This window comes from Microbacterium sp., assembly GCF_046295495.1.
Classification (GTDB): domain Bacteria; phylum Actinomycetota; class Actinomycetes; order Actinomycetales; family Microbacteriaceae; genus Microbacterium.
In genome coordinates this window covers 97,859-119,812 of sequence record NZ_JBKBNC010000005.1, presented here as the reverse complement: position 1 = coordinate 119,812, position 21,954 = coordinate 97,859, and the positions used below count along the sequence as shown (strand labels likewise).

Annotated in this window: 23 protein-coding genes and 1 pseudogene; 18 read left to right on the top strand and 6 right to left on the bottom strand. The window is 70.5% G+C overall.

Translation table 11 applies throughout. The features are described from left to right. Positions 1 to 321, bottom strand: a pseudogene (locus ACK4LS_RS03795) (hypothetical protein); the annotation flags it as partial. Positions 322 to 628: 307 nt separating this feature from the next. On the opposite strand from ACK4LS_RS03795, the gene ACK4LS_RS03790 reads away from it, so the two are divergent. The 5 genes from ACK4LS_RS03790 (at position 629) to ACK4LS_RS03770 (ending at position 6,202) form a co-directional block, all read left to right on the top strand. After that, complete coding sequence (locus tag ACK4LS_RS03790) at positions 629 to 2,926, top strand: polyribonucleotide nucleotidyltransferase (protein ID WP_409713377.1); 2,298 nt, start codon at positions 629 to 631, stop codon at positions 2,924 to 2,926. Positions 2,927 to 3,159: 233 nt separating this feature from the next. Then, a complete protein-coding gene (locus ACK4LS_RS03785; RefSeq protein WP_409713374.1) occupies positions 3,160 to 4,185 on the top strand; it encodes an aldo/keto reductase in 1,026 nt (341 codons plus the stop codon). 77 nt (positions 4,186 to 4,262) lie between these two features. Then, positions 4,263 to 4,865, top strand: a complete 603-nt coding sequence (locus tag ACK4LS_RS03780; RefSeq protein WP_409713371.1) for a histidine phosphatase family protein — start codon at positions 4,263 to 4,265, stop codon at positions 4,863 to 4,865. Positions 4,866 to 4,940: 75 nt separating this feature from the next. After that, entirely contained in the window at positions 4,941 to 5,753 is an 813-nt protein-coding gene (gene dapB, locus ACK4LS_RS03775; protein WP_409713368.1) for a 4-hydroxy-tetrahydrodipicolinate reductase, read from the top strand. Further along, entirely contained in the window at positions 5,750 to 6,202 is a 453-nt protein-coding gene (locus ACK4LS_RS03770; protein WP_409713365.1) for a hypothetical protein, read from the top strand. Before dapB ends, ACK4LS_RS03770 begins: the two co-directional genes overlap by 4 nt. Before the next feature lie 77 nt (positions 6,203 to 6,279). On the opposite strand, the gene ACK4LS_RS03765 is transcribed toward ACK4LS_RS03770, so the two are convergent. The 4 genes from ACK4LS_RS03765 to ACK4LS_RS03750 all read right to left on the bottom strand — a co-directional run bounded on the left by ACK4LS_RS03765 (position 6,280) and on the right by ACK4LS_RS03750 (position 8,726). Then, a complete protein-coding gene (locus ACK4LS_RS03765; RefSeq protein WP_409713362.1) occupies positions 6,280 to 7,200 on the bottom strand; it encodes a TIGR01777 family oxidoreductase in 921 nt (306 codons plus the stop codon). Next, on the bottom strand, positions 7,193 to 7,618 hold the full coding sequence (locus ACK4LS_RS03760) for an OsmC family peroxiredoxin (RefSeq protein WP_409713359.1): 426 nt from the start codon (positions 7,616 to 7,618) through the stop codon (positions 7,193 to 7,195). Before ACK4LS_RS03760 ends, ACK4LS_RS03765 begins: the two co-directional genes overlap by 8 nt. A gap of 105 nt (positions 7,619 to 7,723) precedes the next feature. Next, on the bottom strand, positions 7,724 to 8,296 hold the full coding sequence (locus ACK4LS_RS03755) for a DUF4395 domain-containing protein (protein WP_409713356.1): 573 nt from the start codon (positions 8,294 to 8,296) through the stop codon (positions 7,724 to 7,726). Further along, positions 8,289 to 8,726, bottom strand: a complete 438-nt coding sequence (locus ACK4LS_RS03750) for a TlpA family protein disulfide reductase (protein WP_409713353.1) — start codon at positions 8,724 to 8,726, stop codon at positions 8,289 to 8,291. Before ACK4LS_RS03750 ends, ACK4LS_RS03755 begins: the two co-directional genes overlap by 8 nt. A gap of 199 nt (positions 8,727 to 8,925) precedes the next feature. Between ACK4LS_RS03750 and ACK4LS_RS03745 the strand changes: the two genes are divergently transcribed. From ACK4LS_RS03745 to ACK4LS_RS03735, 3 genes are read left to right on the top strand one after another with little or no spacing between them, the layout of a single operon-like run. Continuing rightward, positions 8,926 to 9,735 (top strand): thymidylate synthase, encoded by an 810-nt coding sequence (locus ACK4LS_RS03745; RefSeq protein WP_409713350.1) that lies wholly within the window; start codon positions 8,926 to 8,928, stop codon positions 9,733 to 9,735. Beyond that, positions 9,732 to 10,229: a dihydrofolate reductase gene (locus tag ACK4LS_RS03740; RefSeq protein ID WP_409713347.1), complete on the top strand. Its 498-nt coding sequence runs from the start codon at positions 9,732 to 9,734 to the stop codon at positions 10,227 to 10,229. The genes ACK4LS_RS03745 and ACK4LS_RS03740 overlap by 4 nt, the downstream gene beginning before the upstream one ends. A gap of 1 nt (position 10,230) precedes the next feature. Further along, entirely contained in the window at positions 10,231 to 10,989 is a 759-nt protein-coding gene (locus ACK4LS_RS03735) for an SDR family NAD(P)-dependent oxidoreductase (RefSeq protein WP_409713344.1), read from the top strand. Between the two features lie 12 nt (positions 10,990 to 11,001). Here the strand turns inward: ACK4LS_RS03735 and ACK4LS_RS03730 are convergent, their stop codons facing one another. Beyond that, positions 11,002 to 11,538, bottom strand: coding sequence for an NUDIX domain-containing protein (locus tag ACK4LS_RS03730; RefSeq protein ID WP_409713341.1), 537 nt, complete (start codon positions 11,536 to 11,538; stop codon positions 11,002 to 11,004). A gap of 95 nt (positions 11,539 to 11,633) precedes the next feature. Here ACK4LS_RS03730 and dapA point away from each other — a divergent pair, with 95 nt between their 5' ends. The 10 genes from dapA to ACK4LS_RS03680 all read left to right on the top strand — a co-directional run bounded on the left by dapA (position 11,634) and on the right by ACK4LS_RS03680 (position 21,925). Next, on the top strand, positions 11,634 to 12,611 hold the full coding sequence (gene dapA, locus ACK4LS_RS03725) for a 4-hydroxy-tetrahydrodipicolinate synthase (RefSeq protein ID WP_409713338.1): 978 nt from the start codon (positions 11,634 to 11,636) through the stop codon (positions 12,609 to 12,611). A gap of 76 nt (positions 12,612 to 12,687) precedes the next feature. Further along, positions 12,688 to 14,364 carry a ribonuclease J gene (locus ACK4LS_RS03720; protein WP_409713335.1) on the top strand — a complete coding sequence of 559 codons (1,677 nt, stop codon included), beginning with the start codon at positions 12,688 to 12,690 and terminating at the stop codon, positions 14,362 to 14,364. A gap of 250 nt (positions 14,365 to 14,614) precedes the next feature. After that, entirely contained in the window at positions 14,615 to 15,106 is a 492-nt protein-coding gene (locus ACK4LS_RS03715; RefSeq protein WP_409713332.1) for an N-acetyltransferase family protein, read from the top strand. Between the two features lie 50 nt (positions 15,107 to 15,156). Then, positions 15,157 to 17,877 carry a DNA translocase FtsK gene (locus tag ACK4LS_RS03710; protein ID WP_409713329.1) on the top strand — a complete coding sequence of 907 codons (2,721 nt, stop codon included), beginning with the start codon at positions 15,157 to 15,159 and terminating at the stop codon, positions 17,875 to 17,877. Next, entirely contained in the window at positions 17,877 to 18,464 is a 588-nt protein-coding gene (gene pgsA / locus ACK4LS_RS03705; RefSeq protein ID WP_409713326.1) for a CDP-diacylglycerol--glycerol-3-phosphate 3-phosphatidyltransferase, read from the top strand. Before ACK4LS_RS03710 ends, pgsA begins: the two co-directional genes overlap by 1 nt. Next, complete coding sequence (locus tag ACK4LS_RS03700; RefSeq protein WP_409713323.1) at positions 18,461 to 18,988, top strand: CinA family protein; 528 nt, start codon at positions 18,461 to 18,463, stop codon at positions 18,986 to 18,988. Before pgsA ends, ACK4LS_RS03700 begins: the two co-directional genes overlap by 4 nt. Positions 18,989 to 19,159: 171 nt before the next feature. After that, positions 19,160 to 19,468, top strand: coding sequence for a helix-turn-helix domain-containing protein (locus ACK4LS_RS03695; protein ID WP_409713320.1), 309 nt, complete (start codon positions 19,160 to 19,162; stop codon positions 19,466 to 19,468). A 12-nt stretch (positions 19,469 to 19,480) separates the two neighbouring features. Further along, a complete protein-coding gene (locus tag ACK4LS_RS03690) occupies positions 19,481 to 19,705 on the top strand; it encodes a DUF3046 domain-containing protein (RefSeq protein WP_409713317.1) in 225 nt (74 codons plus the stop codon). Positions 19,706 to 19,991: 286 nt separating this feature from the next. Beyond that, positions 19,992 to 21,197, top strand: coding sequence for a recombinase RecA (recA, locus tag ACK4LS_RS03685; protein ID WP_409713314.1), 1,206 nt, complete (start codon positions 19,992 to 19,994; stop codon positions 21,195 to 21,197). A 284-nt stretch (positions 21,198 to 21,481) separates the two neighbouring features. Beyond that, the gene (locus ACK4LS_RS03680) at positions 21,482 to 21,925 is read left to right on the top strand and encodes a regulatory protein RecX (protein WP_409713311.1); all 444 of its coding nucleotides are present in this window, start codon (positions 21,482 to 21,484) and stop codon (positions 21,923 to 21,925) included. Positions 21,926 to 21,954: the final 29 nt, after the last annotated feature.

Here is a 21,954-nt window from a genome sequence, read left to right as displayed (position 1 = left end):
GTCGGCCGCGGCACTCTGCGCCGTCAGCGCGTCGGCGCGCGCGGCGGTGGAGGCCGCGAGCAGGCGCGTGCTCTCAGCCGTCGCGGAGGCGTCGAGGGCGCGGCGGGAGGCGGCCGCCGCCGAGGCCTCCGCGGCATCCAGCTGCTGCTTCACCGCCGCCACGGCACCCTCGTCGACGGCCGCGGGGGCGGCGGCGAGCACCGCGACGGGACTCCCGGGGGCGCGGGAGACGGCTCCGGCGGCACCGGATGCCGGGGCGAAGACGGCGCCCAGCACGAGGCACGCGGTGAGCGTGTGACTGCTGAGACGCGTGAGACCCATGAGGTCACGCTAGAGCACGATGGCGTGCCGCGACCACCCCGCGGAGCCCTGCGCTGCTAGGGTGGACACCGAATGCCGTCTTGGCATCCGCTCAAGTACATACGAGCTCACGGAGCAGGCCGGCAGACGCTGGTCCCCTGTGGTGGACTCCCCGTCGCTCTCGCCGGGTGGTCGTCTACTGGTGGCCAGTCGCCGGGAATCCCTCGCCGATCACGTCGGCGTGCCCTTTCTGCCTGTTCCTGCTCCTTCGCATGTCAGCTCGTCGCCCACACGGGGCGGCGAGCCTAAACAAAGAAGGAGGGACCTTTTGGAAGGTCCAGAAATCACCGCCGCTGAAGCCGTTCTCGACAACGGCCGTTTCGGCACCCGTACCGTCCGGTTCGAGACCGGACGCCTCGCCCAGCAGGCTCAGGGCGCCGTCGCCGCCTACCTCGACGAGGAGACGATGCTCCTGTCGGCCACCAGCGCCGGCAAGCACCCGCGTGAAGGCTTCGACTTCTTCCCGCTGACCGTCGACGTCGAAGAGCGCTCGTACGCCGCGGGCAAGATCCCCGGCTCGTTCTTCCGTCGCGAGGGTCGCCCCTCCACCGAGGCCATCCTCGTGTGCCGCCTCATCGACCGCCCGCTGCGTCCGTCGTTCGTCGACGGCCTCCGCAACGAGGTGCAGATCGTCATCACCGTGCTCTCGATCGCGCCCGGCGAGTTCTACGACGCCCTGGCCATCAACGCGGCCTCGATGTCGACCCAGATCTCGGGCCTGCCGTTCTCCGGACCCATCGCCGGTGTGCGCCTCGCGCTCATCCCCGGCCATGGTGAGCACGCCGACCAGTGGGTCGCGTTCCCCAAGGCCGAGCAGCTCGAGGACGCCGTCTTCGACCTGATCGTCGCGGGCCGCGTGCTCGACGACGGCGACGTCGCCATCATGATGGTGGAGGCCGAGGCCACCGAGGGCAGCTGGAACCTCATCAAGGGCGGCGCGACCAAGCCCAACGAGCAGGTCGTCGCCGAGGGCCTCGAGGCCGCCAAGCCCTTCCTGCGCCAGCTCGTCGACGCGCAGAACGAGGTCGCCCGCAGCGCCTCGAAGGAGATCCAGTCGTTCCCCGTCTTCCCGGCCTACAGCCAGGAGACCTACGACTTCGTCGCCGGCCGCGCGTACGACCGGCTCGTGCCGGTGTACCAGATCGCCGACAAGCAGGAGCGCCAGAACGCCGACGACGAGGTCAAGTCCTCGGTCAAGGAGCAGCTGCTCGCCGCCGTCGAGTCGGGCGAACTGCCCGCCGTCGCGACGCTGGAGTTCAGCGCCGCCTACAAGTCGGTCACCAAGACGATCGTGCGCGGTCGCATCCTCGCCGAGGGCGTTCGCATGGACGGACGCGGCCTCGCCGACATCCGTCCGCTCGACGCCGAGGTGCAGGTCATCCCGCGCGTGCACGGTTCGGCCATCTTCCAGCGCGGAGAGACGCAGATCCTCGGCGTCACCACGCTGAACATGCTCAAGATGGAGCAGCAGATCGACTCGCTGTCGCCCATCACGAGCAAGCGCTACCTGCACCACTACAACTTCCCGCCCTACTCGACCGGTGAGACCGGCCGTGTCGGCAGCCCGAAGCGTCGCGAGATCGGCCACGGCTTCCTGGCCGAGCGCGCGCTCGTTCCGGTGCTCCCCAGCCGCGAGGAGTTCCCGTACGCCATCCGTCAGGTCTCCGAGGCCCTCGGATCCAACGGCTCGACCTCGATGGGTTCCGTCTGCGCGTCGACCCTGTCGCTGCTGAACGCGGGTGTGCCGCTGCGCGCCCCCGTCGCCGGCATCGCCATGGGCCTGGTCACCGACCAGGTCGACGGCCAGACGCGCTACGCCGCCCTGACCGACATCCTCGGCGCCGAAGACGCGCTCGGCGACATGGACTTCAAGGTCGCGGGCACGAGCGAGTTCATCACCGCGATCCAGCTCGACACCAAGCTCGACGGCATCCCGTCGTCGGTGCTGGCCGCCGCGCTCACGCAGGCCAAGGAGGCTCGTCTGACGATCCTCAACGTCCTGAACTCCGCGATCGACGCGCCCGACGAGATGGCGCCCACCGCGCCCCGCGTCATCAGCGTGCAGATCCCGGTCGACAAGATCGGCGAACTCATCGGACCCAAGGGCAAGACGATCAACTCCATCCAGGACGAGACCGGAGCCCAGATCTCGATCGAGGACGACGGCACCGTCTACATCGGCGCCACCGATGGTCCTTCGGCCGAGGCGGCCCGCGCCCAGGTGAACGCGATCGCCAACCCGACCAACCCCGAGGTGGGCGAGCAGTTCCTCGGAACCGTCGTCAAGATCGCGACCTTCGGCGCGTTCGTGTCGCTCCTGCCCGGCAAGGACGGACTGCTGCACGTCAGCGAGGTCCGCAAGCTCGCCGGCGGCAAGCGCGTCGAGAACGTCGAAGACGTGCTCTCGGTCGGTCGCAAGATCCTCGTGCGCATCACGAAGATCGACGACCGCGGCAAGCTGTCGCTCGAGCCCGTGCTCGACGAGGACGCCACCACGCCCGAGCCTGCCGACACGCAGAGCTCGGCCGCCGCGAGCGAGGGCCCCGAGGCTCCCGCCGAAGGCTGATCCCTCGACCCCGGATGCCCGTCCCGCCTCGGCGGGGCGGGCATCCGTCGTGTGACGGGTGTGACGCGTGAGCGCGGTGTGACAGCGGCGCGCGCAAGCGTTATGCAATGTTTATCGGCGTGCCGGGTGAAAGGGCGGGCACTCCCAGGCGACCGCCTACCCTCGAAAGAGATCCGGAGTACGAGGGTGCGGGGGTCACCGCACCGTCCCCGGACGCGAGAGGGGTCTCCACCATGAGCGGCTCGGGCGTCGATGAGACGACACCGCCGCGCCTGCGTCGGGACCGCGCGCCGCACCCCTCCTCGCCCATCACCCTGCAGGGCCCGGGCCTGGGTTCCCACGTGCGCGTCCCGCTGGGCGAGACGGGCTTCGAGGTCTTCCCGCTCTTCCTCGGCGGCGGCGAGTTCGGGTGGAACGTCGACGCCCGCGCCAGTCACGAGATCCTCGACGCCTACGCCGAGCTCGGCGGGAACGCCCTGCACACGGCTGACAGCTACGCCGCCGGGCGCAGCGAGTACATCATGGGGGAGTGGCTGCGCACGCGCCGCATGCGCGATGAGGCGGTGCTGACCGTCCGCGTGGGCGGGCACCCCGACAACCCCGGTCTCGATTCCGTCAACCTCGTGCGCGCCGTCGAGGCCTCGCTCACGCGCCTGGGCACCGACCGCATCGACGTCTTGTCCCTGGATGCCGCCCGCGGCGGCCGGGCGGTCCTGGAGGACACCCTGGCGACCAGCGAGTGGCTGGTCGACTCCGGCAAGGTGCGCGCGATCGGCGCGCACGGGTACACCGCGGCGCAGCTCGTGGAGGCGCGGATCCTGTCGTCTGCGGGGTACCCGCGCATCACCGTGCTCGACGTCCCGTACAACGTGCTGCGGCGCTCGGAGTTCGACGGCGACGTGCGCCTGATCGCGTCCGCTCAGAACATGGCGGTGACGCCCTCGCATCCGCTCGCCCACGGCTTCCTCGCGGGAGAGACGCGCACGCGCGACCAGTCCTCGCAGTCCGTGCGCGGCTTCCAGGTCGCCGCCCACCTCAACCGCCGGGGATCGCGAGTGCTGCGCGCCCTCGACACCGTGGGCAACGAACTGGGCATCCCGGATGCCGCAGTGGCGGTGGCGTGGCTCCTGGCGCAGAAGATCATCACCGCCCCCATCGTCAACGCGTTCGCTCCGCGCCACGTCGTGGAATGCATGCGCGCGGTCGGGGTGCGCCTGAGTCGTGCGCACCTGTCGGATATCGCCCGAGCGGCCGAGTGACCGCCCCGCGGCCAGGGCGTGACGTAGGCTGGGAGCACCGGCCGGGGACCGGCGGATCGACAACGGGGTGAGCTGACGTGACGCACTACATCTACCTGGTGCGCCACGGCGAACACCAGGACGCCGAGCACGGGCTCACCGACGGTCCGCTGTCGCCGCGCGGCCAGCGCCAGGCGGCTCTTCTCGCCGACCGCCTCTCGGGGCTTCCCCTCGACGCCGTGTGGCACTCACCGCTCGAGCGGGCCGCCCAGACGGCCCGTGCCGTCGCGGACCGCCTGCCCTCGGTATCCCCGGAGTCCTCGGCCCTGCTGTTCGACTGCGTGCCCACGGGCATGACCCCCGAGACGCCCGCCGCCTACGAACCGTTCTTCGGCTCGGTCACCGAGGCCGAGGTCGACGCGGGCCGGGCGCAGATGGCCGATGCCACGGCCGAGTTCCTCGCCCGCAAAGCCGGCGAGGTGCACGAGCTGGTGATCACCCACAACTTCGTCATCTCGTGGTTCGTGCGCGAGGTGCTCCAGGCCCCGGAGTGGCGGTGGATGACGATCAACCAGGCGTACTGCGGCCTCACCGTCATCGCCCAGAAGAAGGGGCGACCCTGGACCCTCCTGTCGCACAACGACCTGGCCCACCTGCCGGTCGAACTGCGCACGGGTCTGATGGATCCCCTCCCCGTCTGAGCCCGGATGCCACCCGCGCGGCGCGTCTGTGGACAGCGCCGTCTCGCTGTCGCCCTGGCCGCCTAGGCTGGCAGCATGACCACACGCGTTGCCATCGTGGGCGGAACCGGAAAGCTCGGGGGAGTGATCCGCGAGGTCGTCGCCGCCGAAGACGGGTACGAGGTCGCGGCGGTTCTCGGCTCGCAGTCCGACCTCGCCGACCTCGACGGGGCTGACCTCGTCATCGACGCATCCACGCCCGCCGTGTCGATCGACGTCGTGCGCGCCGCGATCGAGCGCGGCATCAACGTGCTCGTCGGCACCTCCGGGTGGTCGAACGAGCGCATCGCCCTCGTGCGACCGCTCGTGGAGGCCAGCGGCACGGGTGCGGTGTTCATCCCCAACTTCTCCCTCGGCTCCGTCATCGGCAGCGCGATCGCCGCGGCAGCCGCGCCGTTCTTCCCCTCGATCGAGATCGTGGAGGCGCACCGCGAGACGAAGGTCGATTCGCCCAGCGGTACCGCCGTGCGAACGGCCGAGCTCATCGCCGCCGCCCGCGCCGAGGTGGGCCCCGTCGACTCGCCCCACGTCGACCAGCGCGCGCGCGGGCAGCGGGTGGCGTCCGTGCCGATCCATTCCCTCCGCCGGCCGGGCGTCGTCGCCCGCCAGGAGACCGTGCTGTCGGGGGCAGGGGAGTCGCTCACGATCGTGCACGACACGGTCGATCCGGCCACGGCCTACGCCCCCGGCATCCGCATCGCGCTGGCCGCGGCCCGCGAGGCGCGCGGCGTCGTGATCGGCCTCGACAGCTTCGTCGACATCGGCGTGCGCACCCGCCCCGTCGAGCCCGAGGCGCCGGTCGCCGACGGCGATGTATCGGGCCAGGTCGCGGGCGCCACGAGCGCATGAGGATCCGCGTCGGCGTCGCCGTCATGACGGTGCTGCTGCTGCTCTACGTCGTGCTCGCGGGCCAGCGCGCCCTCGTGCTGCTCGCGAGCGGCGAGACGGTCGGCGTGGTCATGGGCGGCGCCCTGATCGTGTTGCCGCTGCTCGCGCTGTGGGCCATCGGCCGGGAGCTGTGGTTCGGCGTGCGCGCGCAGCAGCTCGGCGAGCGCCTGGAGGCCGAGGGTGGCCTCCCCGACGAGCGGCTCCCCGTGCGCCCGAGCGGGCGCATCGAACGTGAAGACGGCGACGCGCTCTTCCCGCGCTACCGCGCCGACGTCGAGAAGCATCCCGACGACTGGCGCGCGCGCTACCGGCTCGCTCTGGCGTACGACGCTACCCGCGACCGCCGCCGCGCCCGCGAGGCAGTGCGCGCAGCGATCCGGCTCGAGAGCACGGAGCGCCGCGCGCGCTGAGGGCGGGCCGCCGCGGGCTGATTCGCGCGATGCGCGGGTCGCTGCACGATCACGATGTCGGGCGACACCGCGCCCGATCACCCCGGCTGGTGGGCGGGGACGGCCGAGGCCACGGCCTCCTCGACGCGTCGGTGCGTGAACGCGAACCCGTCGTCCTCGAGCACGGACGGACGCACATCGGCATCGGAGGTGAGGAGGGCCTCGGTGGCGTCGGTGCCCAGGGCGAGCTTGACGCCCCAGATCGGCGCCCGCAACGCGTAGGGGCGGTTCATGCGCTGCGCGAGAGCGAAGCCGAGGTCGTTGGCGGTGGCCCGGGTGGGGCCGGTGAGGTTGACCGGGCCCGACAGGTCGGAGTCGATGACGTGCCGGATGGCCGCCACTTCGTCGTCGAGCGAGATCCAGGGCCACACCTGCGTGCCGCGACCGATCGGCCCCGAGATGCCGAGCTTGGTCAGCAGGAGCAGGGGTTTGAGGACGCCGCGCTCGTGCACGACGGGGGCGGTGCGCAGCATCGCCACGCGGGCGCGGTCACCCGCCTCGCGGGCGGCGGCTTCCCACTCGACGCAGACGTCGACGAGCAGTCCGCGGCCGGGGCCGGAGGACTCGGTCAGCACGGCGCCCGGCTGGGAACCGTAGTAACCGGTGGCACTGGCGTTGACGAGGGCCGGAGCATCGTCACCGAGCGCACGCACCGCTGTGGCGAGGGTGCGCGTGGGCGTGATGCGCGACCACAGCAGCGTGCTCTTGTACGACGACGTCCAGGGGAACTTCCCGATCGACGCGCCGTTGAGGCACACGACCGCGTCGGCGCCGGCGATCACGTCGGGATCGAGGGGGGCGGCATCCTGCAGCCACTGCACCTTGTGCGCGTCACGGGCTTCGTGGCGGACGAGGGAGGTGACCTCGACGCCGTCGGAGCGCAACGAATCGACGAGGGCCGAGCCGATGAGGCCCGACGCGCCGGCGAGGACGACGCGTCGGGCCGACGTCTCAGGCAAGCGTCGCCTCGAGGGTGATGTCGATACCGGCGAGGGCCTGCGACACGGGGCAGTTGGCCTTGGCATCGGCGGCGATCTTCTGGAACGTGGCGTCGTCGAGACCGGGCACGACGGCGTTGACGTTGAGGTGGCTGCCCGAGATGCCGGTGCCGGGCGTGAACGTGATCGACGCGGTCGTGTCGACCGACTCCGGCGGGGTGCCGTTGTCGGCGAGGGCGTTCGAGAGCGCCATGCTGAAGCAGGACGAGTGCGCGCCCGCGAGCAGTTCCTCGGGCGTGGTGACCGAGCTGGAGCCCTCGCTGCGCGCCTTCCAGTTGACGTCGAACGTGCCGATGCCCGAGGAGGTGAAGGTGACCTCACCCGATCCCTCGAACAGGGTGCCCTTCCAGGCTGTGGCGGCTTCGCTCGTGACGGCCATGGGAACCTCCGTGATCTCGCGCGGTCCCAGATGACCGCGACGCGGCCAGCCTAATGACGGCCCCCGTCGGGGGACGGGACTTGACAGCCCTTTCCTCAGCGGCGCTCAGGCGGCAGCCGGTCCGCGGCGTCCAATGAGACCGGCGCGCTGGAGCACGAGGTAGAGCTGGCATCCGAGGCACAGACCGAAGACCGCGTTGAGGAAGGCCGCGACGAACGCCATGGCCGCGGCGATCGGCAGCGCCCACGGGACGCCCGCGAGGTGCAGCAACAGGCCTGCGGCGGTCACGAACAGGCCGACGCCCTGCGCGAAGCGCGGCGGGCGCGGGTCTTCGAAGTCGGTCGGCGGAGCCAGTCGCGGCTGGATCACGCGACGGTAGAGCACGCCCCAGGGGGCGGTGCGGGGAGCGGCGACGCCCCACACGAACAGCAGGGCGACCACGAGGAGCAGCAGGAAGCCGGGGTCGGCGATACGCGCCCCGACGGGCAGGGCCGACAGGGCCCACGCGTCGGGGGTCAGGGTCGCGCCCGACGAGGGCTGCACGGCGGTGAAACCGGCCGGGACGCGCCGCGTCGACACGCCGATCAGGCCGAGGAACGTCGCCACGAGCAGGAGCACGGCGGTGACGGATGCCGCGAAGCGCGGGCCGCGGGCGTCGATGCGCGAGACGTCAGGCACGGGAGGGCTCCTTCTGGAGACGGGTCAGCTCGAGTTCGACGACGGCGCGGCCCGGCGTGCCGCCGAAGCGGGTGCGGACGACCCCGCGGCGGTCGAGGACGAGGGTGGTGGGGGTCTGCAGCACACGGAAGTGCTGCGCGATGTCGGGACGGTGCGTCAGGTCGACGTCGAGGTGGCGCACGCCCTCGTGGGCGTCGGCGAGCTCGGACAGCATGCGGTGCACGCCCGGGCAGCGCGAGCACATCTCGGTGCTGAACTGCAGGAGCGTCGCCTCCGCCCCGAGTGCGTCGGCGCCGAGGCGACGGGGGTCGACGACCTCGTCGGACGCCACCGCGCGAGCGCGCCCCTGCCGGCGGCGCAGGACGAGGCCGGCGCCCGCCGTCCCGGCGACGAGCACCGCGAGTGCAAGGAGGGCGAGAGTCAGGTCCACGACCGACCACGCTAACGCCCGCCCGCGGCGCGGGGGCCGATGAGTCGTTGCGTGACGCCGTCATCCAGGGTTCTCTCGGCGCGAGCCCAGGACAGCCCGCTCGTCTCGCGAGGGCGACCCATCCTCCCCAGCTCGAAGCGGGGTGCGGCGGAGCGGGGGGATCGGCGCGCGCCGGGTCGCCCCGGGTATCGTGAAGCCCGTGACCGCCGACATCCCGACGCCCTACGAAGACCTGCTCCGCGACGTCCTCGACGCAGGGGTGCACAAGTCAGACCGCACCGGCACGGGCACCACCAGCGTGTTCGGGCGTCAGATCCGCTTCGACCTCGCTCAAGGCTTCCCTCTCGTCACGACCAAGCGCGTGCACATGAAGTCGATCGTCCACGAGCTGCTGTGGTTCCTCCGCGGCGAGTCGAACGTCGCCTCCCTCCGCGACAACGGCGTCACCATCTGGGACGAGTGGGCCGACGCCGACGGCGAGCTCGGCCCGGTCTACGGCGTGCAGTGGCGTTCGTGGCCCACCGCCGACGGCGGCTCCATCGATCAGATCACCCAGGTGGTCGAGCAGATCCGGCGCGACCCCGACTCGCGCCGGCTCATCGTGTCTGCTTGGAACCCGGCCGACATCCCCGACATGGCCCTCGCCCCCTGCCACGCGCTGTTCCAGTTCTACGTGGCCGACGGCAAGCTGTCGTGCCAGCTCTATCAGCGCAGCGCCGACATGTTCCTCGGCGTCCCGTTCAACATCGCCTCGTACGCGTTGCTCACGCTCATGGTCGCGCAGCAGACGGGGCTGGAGCCGGGCAACTTCGTCTGGACGGGCGGCGACTGCCACGTGTACGACAACCACCGCGAACAGGTGTCCGAGCAGCTCTCGCGCGAGCCCTACCCGTACCCCACGCTCCGTTTCGCACGCAAGCCCGCGTCGATCCTCGACTACACCTTCGACGACATCATCGTCGACGATTACCGGCACCACCCCGCGATCCGCGCGGCCGTCGCCGTATGAGCTCGATCGGTCTGGTGTGGGCCGAGGCCCGCGACGGCGTCATCGGCGCCGACGGGGGGATGCCGTGGCACGTGCCGGAAGACATGGCTCACTTCCGCGAGGTCACCGGTGCCCACGACGTCGTCATGGGCCGGCGCACGTGGGAGTCTCTGCCGCCGCGGTTCCGGCCGCTTCCGGGGCGCCGCAACATCGTCGTGACGCGCTCCGCGGACTTCGCCCCCGAGGGGGCCGAACGCGCGTCGTCGCTCGACGAGGCCCTCGCGCTCGCCGGGGAGGGGGACGTCTGGGTGATCGGCGGGGGAATGCTCTACGCCGAGGCCATCCGCCGCGCCGACGTCCTCGAGGTCACGCGCCTCGACTTCGCGGTCGACGGCGACACCGTCGCCCCCTCCACCGACGGCTGGTCACGGGTTGGCTCCGACCCGGAGGAGGGCTGGCACACCTCGCGCGGCGGCATCCGGTACCGGTTCGAGACGTACCGCCGGGGGGAATGACATGGCGCGCACCGCGGTGATCACGGGAGCGAGCTCCGGCCTCGGCGCCGAGTTCGCGCGCCAGCTCGGCGCGCGCGGCGCCGACCTCGTGCTGGTCGCCCGGGATGGGGTGGCTCTCGATTCCGTCGCCGCGTCCGTGCGGGCCGAGCACGGGGTGTCGGTCGAGGTGCTCGTCGCCGATCTGCTGGACGCGCAGGGTCTCGCCGCCGTCGAGGAGCGTCTGGCGGCCGGCGGGATCGACGTGCTCGTGAACAACGCCGGGTTCGGGCTCGACCTCGGCTTCGAGCAGAACGACGTCGATGCCGAGGTGCGCCACCTCCGACTCCACGTGGAAGCGGCGATGCGGCTCATGCGCGCCGCCCTCCCCGCGATGCTCGCGCGGGGCAGCGGCCGGATCATCAACGTCGCCTCGGTCGCCGGGTTCGTCCCACGGGGCACGTACGGGGCCGCGAAGGGATGGCTCATCTCCTTCAGCCGGTGGGCCAACGTCGTCTACCGACCACGCGGCGTCACCGTCACGGCCGTGTGCCCCGGATTCGTTCACACGAGCTTCCACGAGCGCCTCGGGCTCGCCCCGGGGGAGGAGGGCGTCGCCCCCGGACTGTGGCTCGATGCCGCGGTGGTCGTGCGCGAGGGGCTGCGCGACGCCGCGCGGGGGCGTTCCGTCTCGATCCCGTCATGGCGCTACAAGCTCCTGGTCGCCGGCTCCCGGCTGCTCACCGACGCCGTCGTCGTACGGGCCGCCGGGCGGGGGCGCTGACCGGCGTGTTCCTCAGCGGAAGCGCCCGAGGCGGATCCCCGCGAGGGCGAGGGCCCCGATCGTCTCGCCGTCGGTGATCCCGCCCCCCGCCACGAGAGCGAGCGCCTCCGGGAACGGGATCCAGCGCACCGCGTCGATGCCCTCCTCGTGCTGCGAGGCCGTGGCATCCGTCGTCGACAGACCGCGCGCGAGGAAGACGTGCTCGGGCGCGTCGGCGATGCCGTTCAGGGCGTTCATGCGTCCCAGGTCGTGCCACTCGGATGCCGTGACCCCGGTCTCCTCGAGCAACTCGCGCTGCGCGGCCCGCAAGGGATCTTCTCCGTCGGAGCCGCCCGCGGGCACCTCCAGCGAGCGGCCCGTCGTGTAGCGCTCGAGCTCGACGAAGCAGATGCGCTCCTCGTCGTCGAGTGCGACGATGAACACCGCGGGGTGCTGCATGCGCACCACGCCGTAGATCCCCTCGCCGTGCGGACCGGTCACCTCGTCCTCGCGCACGTGAATCCAGCGGTTCTCGTACACGGTGCGCGTCGTGCGCGTCGTCCAGCTCACTCCGCCACCCTAGGCCGGGGCGCGGGTCACGGATTGTTCACATGTCGCGCGCCACCGGCCGGGGTGGAGGCCCACCGAACCGATAACCTGGAACCATGACGCACTCCGGCAATCCCTTCGGTCAGGTGCTCGTCGCGCTCATCACCCCGATGACCGCCGACGGCGAGGTCGACTGGCCCGCCGTCGAGAAGCACATCGACGACGTCATCACCGCCGGCGCCGACGGCATCGTCGTCACAGGCACCACGGGCGAGACCTCGACCCTCACCGACCCCGAGAAGCTCCGCCTCGTCGAGGTCGGCAAAGACGTCTCGGCCGGGCGCGCCAAGATCATCACGGGCGGCGGCTCCAACGAGACCGCGCACGCCATCGAGCTGTACAAGGCCAGCGAGAAGGCCGGCGCCGACGGCATCATGATCGTCACGCCCTACTACAACAAGCCCACTCAGGCCGGCATCCTGACGCACTTCCGCCTCGTCGCCGACGCCACCGACCTGCCGGTCATCCTCTACGACATCCCCGGTCGCACCGGCGTGCCGATCAAGTACGAGACCATCCTGCGACTGGCCAAGCACCCCAACATCCTCGCGATCAAAGACGCCAAGGGCGACTTCAGCGAGGTCAGCCGCGTGCTCAACCAGACCGACCTGCTGTACTTCTCCGGCGACGACGCCAACGTGCTCCCGCACCTCTCGATCGGCGCGTCCGGTCTCATCGGCGTCACGGCGAACATCGCCGCCGCCCCGTACCGCACCATCGTCGACGCCGTGAACGCCGGTGACCTCGCCTCCGCGACCGCGGCGCACAAGAGCCTCGAGCCGCTCGTGCGCGCCGTGATGACCCACGTGCCTGGCACGGTCGCGGCGAAGTACATCCTGCACGGCCTGGGCCGCATCGGCAGCCCGCGCGTGCGCCTGCCCCTGGTCGGCCCCGAAGAGTGGGAGGCCGCCGTGATCGAAGACGAGCTGGCCCTCGTCTCGAACGTCGCGGGCGCCGACTTCTCCAACTTCCGCCCCGACCGCAACGCGGCCGCCGGCGGTGCCCTGCCGAAGGTGCACGGCACCACGAGATAAGCACCGGCGTCCGCCGAACCGCGGCCTGGGACGCCACACGAAGGGATGCCGCGAGGCGGCATCCGAGGAGGCTCATATGCCCACTACCCCGTACGACCCGCCTGCGCTCGCCGCCGGCACCCTCCGCGTCATCCCGCTTGGCGGCCTCGGCGAGGTCGGTCGCAACATGACGGTCTTCGAGTACGAGGGCAAGCTCCTCGTCGTGGACTGCGGTGTGCTCTTCCCGGAGGAGCATCAGCCGGGTGTCGACCTGATCCTGCCCGACTTCGAGCCGATCAAGCACCGTCTCGACGACATCGTCGGCGTCGTGCTCACGCACGGCCACGAAGACCACATCGGAGCCGTCCCCTACCTGCTCAAGCTCAAGGGCGACATCCCCCTCATCGGCTCGGGTCTGACCCTGGCCCTCATCGAGGCCAAGCTCAAAGAGCACCGCATCCGCCCGTACACGCTCACGGTGAAGGAGGGCCAGCGCGAGCAGGTGGGCCCCTTCGACCTCGAGTTCGTCGCGGTCAACCACTCCATCCCCGACGCCCTGGCCGTCGCGATCCGCACGCCCGCGGGTCTCGTGCTCGCGACCGGCGACTTCAAGATGGACCAGCTGCCGCTGGACGGCCGCATCACCGACCTCCGCGCCTTCGCCCGACTGGGCGAAGAGGGCGTCGACCTGTTCCTGGTCGACTCGACCAACGCCGACGTACCGGGCTTCACCCCGACGGAGCGGGCGATCGGCCCCGTGCTCGATCAGGTCATCGCCCGCGCGCCCCGTCGTGTCGTGGTGGCCAGCTTCTCCAGCCACGTCCACCGTGTGCAGCAGGTGCTCGACGCGGCCCACGCGAACGGCCGCCGCGTCGCGCTGCTCGGGCGGAGCATGGTGCGCAACATGGGGATCGCCGCCGACCTGGGCTACCTCGACGTGCCCGACGGCGTGCTCATCGATTACAAGAAGGCGCGCGACCTCCCCGACGACAAGATCGTCTACATGTCGACCGGGTCGCAGGGCGAGCCGATGGCCGTGCTGAGCCGCATGGCCAACCTCGACCACGCGATCGAGCCGGGCGAGGGCGACACCGTGATCCTGGCGTCGAGCCTCATCCCGGGCAACGAAAACGCCGTGTACCGCGTGATCGACGGGTTGACCAAGCTCGGCGCGACCGTGGTGCACAAGGGCAACGCCAAGGTGCACGTCTCCGGTCACGCCGCCGCGGGCGAGCTGCTGTACTGCTACAACATCCTCAAGCCCAAGAACGTGCTCCCCGTCCACGGCGAGTACCGCCACCTGATGGCCAACGCCAAGCTCGCGCGCGAGACGGGCATCCCCGAGAAGAACACCATCCTCGGAGAGAACGGCACCGTCGTCGACCTGCGCGACGGCGTCGCCGAGGTGGTCGGTCAGGTCGACATCGGCTTCGTCTACGTCGACGGCTCCTCGGTGGGCGAGATCACCGACGCCGACCTCAAGGACCGCCGCATCCTCGGGGAGGAGGGCTTCATCTCGGTCATCGTCGTCGTGGACTCCGCCACCGGGAAGATCGTGTCGGGTCCCGAGATCCACGCTCGCGGATTCGCGGAAGACGATGCGGTGTTCAACAGCGTCAAGCCCAAGATCGCGGCGGCCCTCACCGAAGCCGCCACCTCCGGCGTTCGCGACAACCATGCGCTGTCGCAGGTCGTCCGCCGCGTGATCGGTCGGTGGGTCAACCAGTCGCTGCGGCGCCGGCCCATGATCGTCCCGCTGGTCATCGAGGCCTGAGTCGCACGGGAAGCGCCGCGGGTCTGCCCGCGGCGCTTCGTCGTCCAGCGGCGCGTGTTCCTCGACGGTTGGTCCATCGCTCCGCCCGCACGCTCCGCCGATGTGCACGAGGTGGCGCGGATCGCGCCGCGGAGCCTCGTGCGGTGGTTCCGTCGGGTTCCTGTTCGCGCCATCCGGCGAGGTGGGCGGCGGGTCACGGCGCCACGTTCCGCGCTCATCCCCGGTGCGGCGGTGTCGATATCATGCGGGCATGCCCGGTCTCCCGATCCGTGCGGCACTCCGGTCCGACGGCGTCTTCCTCGCCGACATGACCGTCGAGGCCGCCAACTGGCGTGCCGGCGCTGCGCGGCCGCGGCACGAGGTGCTGAGTAGTCCCGAGCACCGTCGCTACCTCGCCGGGTGGCAGCGGCCGGGGGACTCCGGCTTCATCGCCGAGTCGCCGACCGGCGAGGCGGTGGGGGCGGCGTGGTACCGCATGCTGCCGCGTGACGAACCCGGATTCGGGTGGATCGGGACGGGCGTGCCCGAACTGATCATCGGCGTCCGACCCGTGTGGCGTGCGCACGGGACGGGGAGGGCGCTGTTGCAGCGGCTCGTCGATCACGCGCGCGCGGAGGGGTACGCGCGGATCAGCCTGAGCGTCGAGCGCGACAATTTCGCGGTGTCGCTCTATCGCTCGGAGGGTTTCGCCGTGGTGCGGCGTGGGATGGGCCGCGACGTGATGGTCAAGCGCCTGCGTTGAACCCCGCGTCGGTACGGGCGAATGTCGGAGGTCCCGCCTACCGTGGAGGAATGGCCCGTACCTCGTCACCGTCCGGCGGTCGCGCCCCCGCGAAGGGGTCGTCGCGATCGAAAGCCTCGGCCCCCGCGCCGAAGCGTTACGTCGACGAGCCCGAGAAGCCCGCCGCGGCCGTCCGCGCCTGGATGGCGATCGCCCACGGCGTGGGCGGCATGTTCCGCGCCTTCGGCCCCGAAAACCTCGAGCGAGATCAGCGACGAGACGGCTTCCCCTTCTTCCTCGTGGTTCTCGCCGTCATCGGGGCGGTCGTGGAGTGGTTCTTCATCGGCGCCGAGGCCGCTGCGCTGATCAGCGCCTACAGCTTCGGGGCTCTCGTCGGCCGCGTCGCATTCGTGCTACCCGTGCTCCTGCTGCTGCTGGCGGGATGGCTCTTCCGTCATCCCGCTTCGGTGCACGACAACGGACGCGTCGGCATCGGCTTCGGCCTGTTCATCGTGACCCTCGCCGGGTTCTGCCACGTCGCGGGCGGGCGCCCCGTTCCGAACGAGGGCGGACTACCGGCCCTCAGTCCGGCCGGGGGGATCGCGGGTTGGATCGTGGGGGAACCCCTCGCGGTGACGCTGGGGTTCGTCCCGGCCGATGTCGGCGCGTACATCGTCCTGTCGCTGCTGGCCGCGCTCAGCGTGCTCATCCTCACCAAGACGCCGCCGAACCGGATCGGTCGCCGCCTCGGAGACCTCTACGCCTGGATGTTCGGAGTCGAAAGGGTCGAGGGTCCCGACCCGGCGACCAAGGTGCTGCCGGTCGACGACCCCGACGACGAGCCCGCCGAGAAGTCTCTGCCGTGGTGGAGGCGGAACAAGTCGGGCCGCGAAGACGACGCCGATGGCGCCCTCGGCTCCGATGACCTCACGACCCTGCTGACGCCCGGAACCCCGAAGGGGGGCTTCGAGTCCGCAGTGGTCGCTCCCGAACCCGCGACCGCCCCGGTCCCGCCGCCCCCTGTCCCTCCGACCCCTGATGCGCTGACCGAGGTGTTCGACGCGAAAGCGTTCGCCCACGCGTCATCCGGCCGCGGCCTGCTCGACGATTCGCCCCTCGAAGACGCCGTCGACGACGATCTCCCGGGCATCTCCGGGCTGGGGGGCGACCACGCCGGTGCGCCGCCCGCCGCCACCTACCGGCTTCCCGCCGTCACGGCCCTCGCCGCCGGCACGCCCCCCAAGGCGCGTTCGGCCGCCAACGACGCGGTCGTGAAAGCGATCGAGAGCGTGATGGAGCAGTTCAAGGTCGATGCCCGGGTCACGGGCTTCTCACGCGGGCCGACCGTCACGCAGTACGAGATCGAAGTGGGCCCCGGGGTGAAGGTCGAGCGCATCACCGCGCTGACCAACAACATCGCCTACGCCGTCGCGTCGAATGAGGTGCGCATCCTCGCCCCGATCCCGGGTAAGAGCGCGATCGGCGTCGAGATCCCGAACGCCGACCGCGAGATCGTCACCCTCGGAGACATCCTCCGATCGGATGCCGCGACCACCTCGACCCACCCCATGACCATCGGCGTCGGCAAAGACGTGGGCGGTGGCTTCGTCGTGGCCAATCTCGCGAAGATGCCCCACCTCCTGGTCGCCGGCTCCACCGGTTCGGGTAAGTCGAGCTTCGTGAACTCCATGATCACGAGCCTTCTCATGCGGGCGAAGCCCTCCGATGTGCGCATGGTCCTCATCGACCCGAAGCGCGTCGAGCTGACGTCGTACGCCGGGGTCCCGCACCTCATCACCCCCATCATCACGAACCCCAAGAAGGCGGCCGAGGCGCTGCAGTGGGTCGTGAAAGAGATGGACATGCGCTACGACGACCTCGCGTCGTTCGGCTTCCGTCACATCGACGACTTCAACAGGGCCGTCGTCGCCGGCGAGATCACGCTGCCGGCCGGGAGCGAGCGCGTGCTCAAGCCGTACCCCTACCTGCTCGTGGTGGTCGACGAGCTCGCAGACCTCATGATGGTGGCGCCGCGCGACGTCGAAGACTCGATCGTGCGAATTACGCAGCTCGCCCGCGCGAGCGGCATCCACCTGGTACTCGCGACGCAGCGTCCCTCGGTCGACGTGGTGACCGGCCTCATCAAGGCGAACGTGCCGTCGCGCCTCGCCTTCGCGGTGACCAGCGTCACCGATTCGCGCGTCATCCTCGACCAGCCGGGCGCCGACCGCCTCATCGGCCAGGGCGACGGCCTCTTCCTGCCGATGGGGGCGTCCAAGGCCGTCCGGGTGCAGGGAGCGTGGGTCAGCGAGCAGGAGATCGAGAAGGTCGTCGCCCACGTCACGCAGCAGGCTCGGCCCGAGTATCGCGCCGATGTCCAGGCCGCGGCCGAGAAGAAAGAGATCGACGCCGACATCGGAGACGATCTCGAACTCCTGCTGGCGGCCGCCGAGCTCGTCGTCTCGACGCAGTTCGGGTCGACCTCGATGCTGCAGCGCAAGCTTCGCGTGGGCTTCGCGAAGGCGGGCCGTCTCATGGACCTCCTGGAGTCGCGCGAGATCGTCGGACCCTCGGAGGGCTCGAAAGCGCGCGATGTGCTCGTGACCAATGAACAGCTCCCCGGGGTCATGGCGCGCCTTCGGGGCGACGACGCACCGGCGACCACCCCCGCCTCGGGGGCCGGAGACGACCGCTACGGCAGTGACCCGATCGAGGCCCAGTTCGAGGGCCTGCCCGTCGTCGAAGACGACGAGGACTCCGAAGACGCCTGGAAGCTGACGGGACGAGACTGATGGCCGTTCACCCGCAACTCCCCAATGCGATCACGATCGCGCGCATCCTGTGCGCGCCGGTGTTCCTCTGGTTGCTCTTGGCCGATGGGGGAGACGACGGCGGTCTGCGCTGGGCCGCGGCGGTGCTGTTCATCGTCGCGATCGCCACGGACGGGGTCGACGGGTACATCGCGCGCCGCTACAAGATCGTCAGCGACCTGGGTAAGCTCCTCGACCCCATCGCCGACAAGGCGCTCACCGGTGTGGCCTTCGTGGGCCTGTCGATCCTCGGGGAACTGCCCTGGTGGATCACGGTGATCGTGTTGGTGCGGGAGGTCGGCATCACGGTCTACCGCTTCCTCGTGGTCAGTGATCACGTGCTCGCGGCCGCCTGGATGGGCAAGCTGAAGACGGTCTTCCAGGCTCTCGCGCTGTCGATTGCGCTCATTCCCCTCGCGGGGGTCTCGGACGCCGCGGCGTGGCAGGGCGCCGTGTGGTGGGTGTCCGTCGTGACGATGACGCTCGCCGTGGCCCTGACCATCGCCTCGGGCATCGACTACATCGTGACCGAGGTGCGCGCGGCGCGGAAGAACCGGCAGGGCCGATGATCGACGGCGTCCCCGACGACCTCGACGAGACGCTCGTGCGCGACCCGCGAGAGAGCGCCGCGGTGCTGCTTCGCCGACTCGCGGAGCTCGGCTGGACCGTCGCCGTGGCGGAATCCCTCACGGGGGGACTGGTCGTCTCTTCGCTCGTCGACCTGCCGGGCGCATCCCGCGTCGTGCGCGGGGGAGTGGTCGCCTACGCCACCGACGTGAAACACAGCGTGCTGGGGGTCGACCAGGCCCTTCTCGACGCGCACGGCGCCGTGCATCCCCGCGTCGCGCGCCAGATGGCCCGGGGCGTGCGCGACGTCCTGGGTCGCGACGGCGTCGCGGCAGACGTCGGCATCGCCACCACGGGGGTCGCCGGGCCGCAGGAGCAGGACGGCCAGCCCGTCGGCACGGTGCACATCGCCGTGTCGACCCCGCTGGGCACCCGCGTGGACTCGCTCGTGATCGCCGGCGACCGCGATCGCATCCGCCGGGAGACCGCCCACCTGGCCGTCCGTCGGGCTCTCGCGGCGCTCTGATATCTCGACGCCGAGCGATGCCGGAGAAACGGGGAACAAATGATTCCACATCCCGGTTTCCTCCTGCGATTCCCATCCGGTGCACAGCGCGCGGCATTAGGGTGACCACAGACGGTGTTTACAGTCGCCCGCCCGGGCGGCGACGGAATCAGCAGTGAGGAGGGCCCCCAAATGATCCTGGTTCGTCAAGAGATCGGCGAAGTCCTGCGTGACCTCCGCCAGCAGAAGGGGCGCACCCTCCGCCAGGTCGCCAGCCGGGCGAGCGTCGCCCTCGGCTACCTCAGCGAGGTCGAGCGCGGTCAGAAGGAAGCGTCCAGCGAGATCCTGGCCTCCGTCGCCGAGGCCCTCGACGTGCCCATCTCGACCATCATGCGCCAGGTGGGCGATCGTCTCTCGGTCCTCGAGGGCCTGCAGACCTTCCCCGATGTCGTTCCCGACGACCTCGTCGCATCGGTCGAGCCCGAGCTCTCGCTTCGCTGACGCTGTCCCTCGATGCGCCGTAGCGAGTTCGAACGCGCCGTCGCCGACGAGTTCGGTGCGCGCGGCGGCTCGCTGCTGACCGACCTCGTCCTGTCGGCTTGCGGTGGTCGTACGGGCGTCGAGGCTCTCGCCGCCGGCGTGGATCCGCGTGAGGTGTGGTTGGCGCTCTGCGCGGAGACCGACGTGCCGCAGAACCGTCGTTACGGCGTCGGACGACTCGAGCCTCGCCGGTCCTGACCGTCGGTCGCACTCTTCGCGACGGGGCGCGCGGCTTGTTCGGACTTCGTCGCGCATTCAACGGCGTGTCCTCGAACCTACGTTCGATTCGGGCGTAGGCTCCTGCACAACAGAGTTCGTGACGCATCGATCCACAATCGGGCGGCCCTCCGGTGCCAATGTCGGAGGCCCTCCCTACGGTGAGAAACGTCGAACGACACTCTGAACGCCTTGTCGGGCACCCCCACCGTCGGTGGGGGGCGCGACAGCCTATAGGCGACCGGAACGCGAGCAGAAAGAAGACGTCATGCCCTCACCCGCAGAGCGCGAAAAAGCCCTCGAATCGGCCCTGGCCCAGATCGACCGGCAGTTCGGAAAGGGCTCGGTCATGCGACTGGGCAGCGACGATCGCGCGCCCATCGAGACCATCCCCACCGGCTCCGTCGCCCTCGACGTCGCCCTCGGCATCGGCGGCTTGCCGCGCGGCCGCATCATCGAGATCTACGGCCCGGAGTCGTCGGGAAAGACGACGCTGACCCTGCACGCCATCGCCAATGCCCAGCGCGCCGGTGGCATCGCCGCCTTCATCGACGCGGAGCATGCGCTCGACCCCGAGTACGCGAAGAAGCTCGGTGTCGACATCGACGCGCTCCTCGTGTCGCAGCCCGACACCGGTGAGCAGGCTCTCGAGATCGCCGACATGCTGATCCGGTCAGGCGCCATCGACCTCGTCGTCATCGACTCGGTCGCCGCTCTCGTCCCCGAGGCCGAGATCAAGGGGGAGATGGGCGACTCTCACGTCGGTCTGCAGGCGCGCCTGATGTCGCAGGCACTGCGCAAGCTCACCGGTGGTCTGAACACGACCAAGACGACGGCCATCTTCATCAATCAGCTGCGCGAGAAGATCGGTGTGTTCTTCGGCTCGCCCGAGACCACCGCCGGCGGAAAGGCGCTGAAGTTCTATGCGTCGGTCCGCCTCGACATCCGCCGTATCGAGACGTTGAAAGACGGCACCGAGGCCGTGGGCAACCGCACGCGCGTCAAGGTCGTCAAGAACAAGATGGCTCCCCCCTTCAAGCAGGCGGAGTTCGACATCCTCTACGGTGTCGGAATCTCCCGTGAGGGCAGCCTGATCGACTTCGGCGTCGAGCATGCCATCGTGAAGAAGTCGGGCGCCTGGTACACCTACGACGGCGAGCAGCTCGGTCAGGGTAAGGAGAACGCCCGCAACTTCCTCATCAAGAACCCCGATGTCGCCGCCGAGATCGAGTCGAAGATCAAGTCGAAGCTCGGTATTGGTGGGGCTCCGGCCGTCACCGCCGCGCCGGCCGAATCCGACGAGCTGGCCGCCCGGCGCCCGGCCTGTGGACCTCTGACGCCGGTTGGGGTCGCCCCCCGTTCGAGAAAACGGGTGGCGACCTCGGGTCGACGCGAGGTGGGGAACCGGCCGATACGGGTGTTCGCCGACTGCGCGGCATCCCCGCCTCCGTTGACGACTCGCTCGCACCGGTGATCCCCCTCTTCGGCGGCGCGCCGCGCACCGCGTCACCTCAGCAGCCCGCACGGGGGAGTGCTCGCGACGCGGTCGACGTGCGCGAGGATGCGGAGGAAGTTCCCCTCGTCGGCGAGCACGTCCGGCCGCGGCTCCGCGCGATTCGGGACGACGCGCCGGAGCCGGCAGACGACCTTCCGGCCGGGCCCGACGAGAACGAGGTACGCGAACGAGCCGAGGCGGTGCTGCTTCGAAAGTTGCGGTCCCGGTCTCTGTCGTTGTCGGAGGCGCGGACCGTCGCGCGCATGGTCGAGGGAGCCGATGACGTCATCGCAGAGGACGTCGTCGAGCGATTCGTCGATCTGGGCTACCTGGACGACGCGACATTCGCCGAACAACTGGTGATGTCGGCGATCGAAAAACGCGGGGAGGGGCGGCGGGCCGTCGCCGAGACCCTGCGGAAGCGGGGAATCCCCCGCGACATCGCCGACGCCGCTCTCGCGGAACTCCCCGACGACGACGCGGAGCGCGCCCTCGACTTCGCGCGGTCCAAGGTTCGCGGCGTCGAAGGGAAAGACCACGACGCTGCCCTGCGTCGCCTGGCCGGTCAGTTGGCCCGGCGGGGGTACCCGTCGTCTGTCGCTCTCACGGCCGCGCGGGCGGCGCTCGATGAGGTTGGTATGGGTCGTTCGCGGTCGTTCTCGCGTTCGTCACCCCCGTCGGGCGTCCGCTTCACGCCTGACGAGTAGTCGACGACGCGGGCGCGCTGCGACGGTTT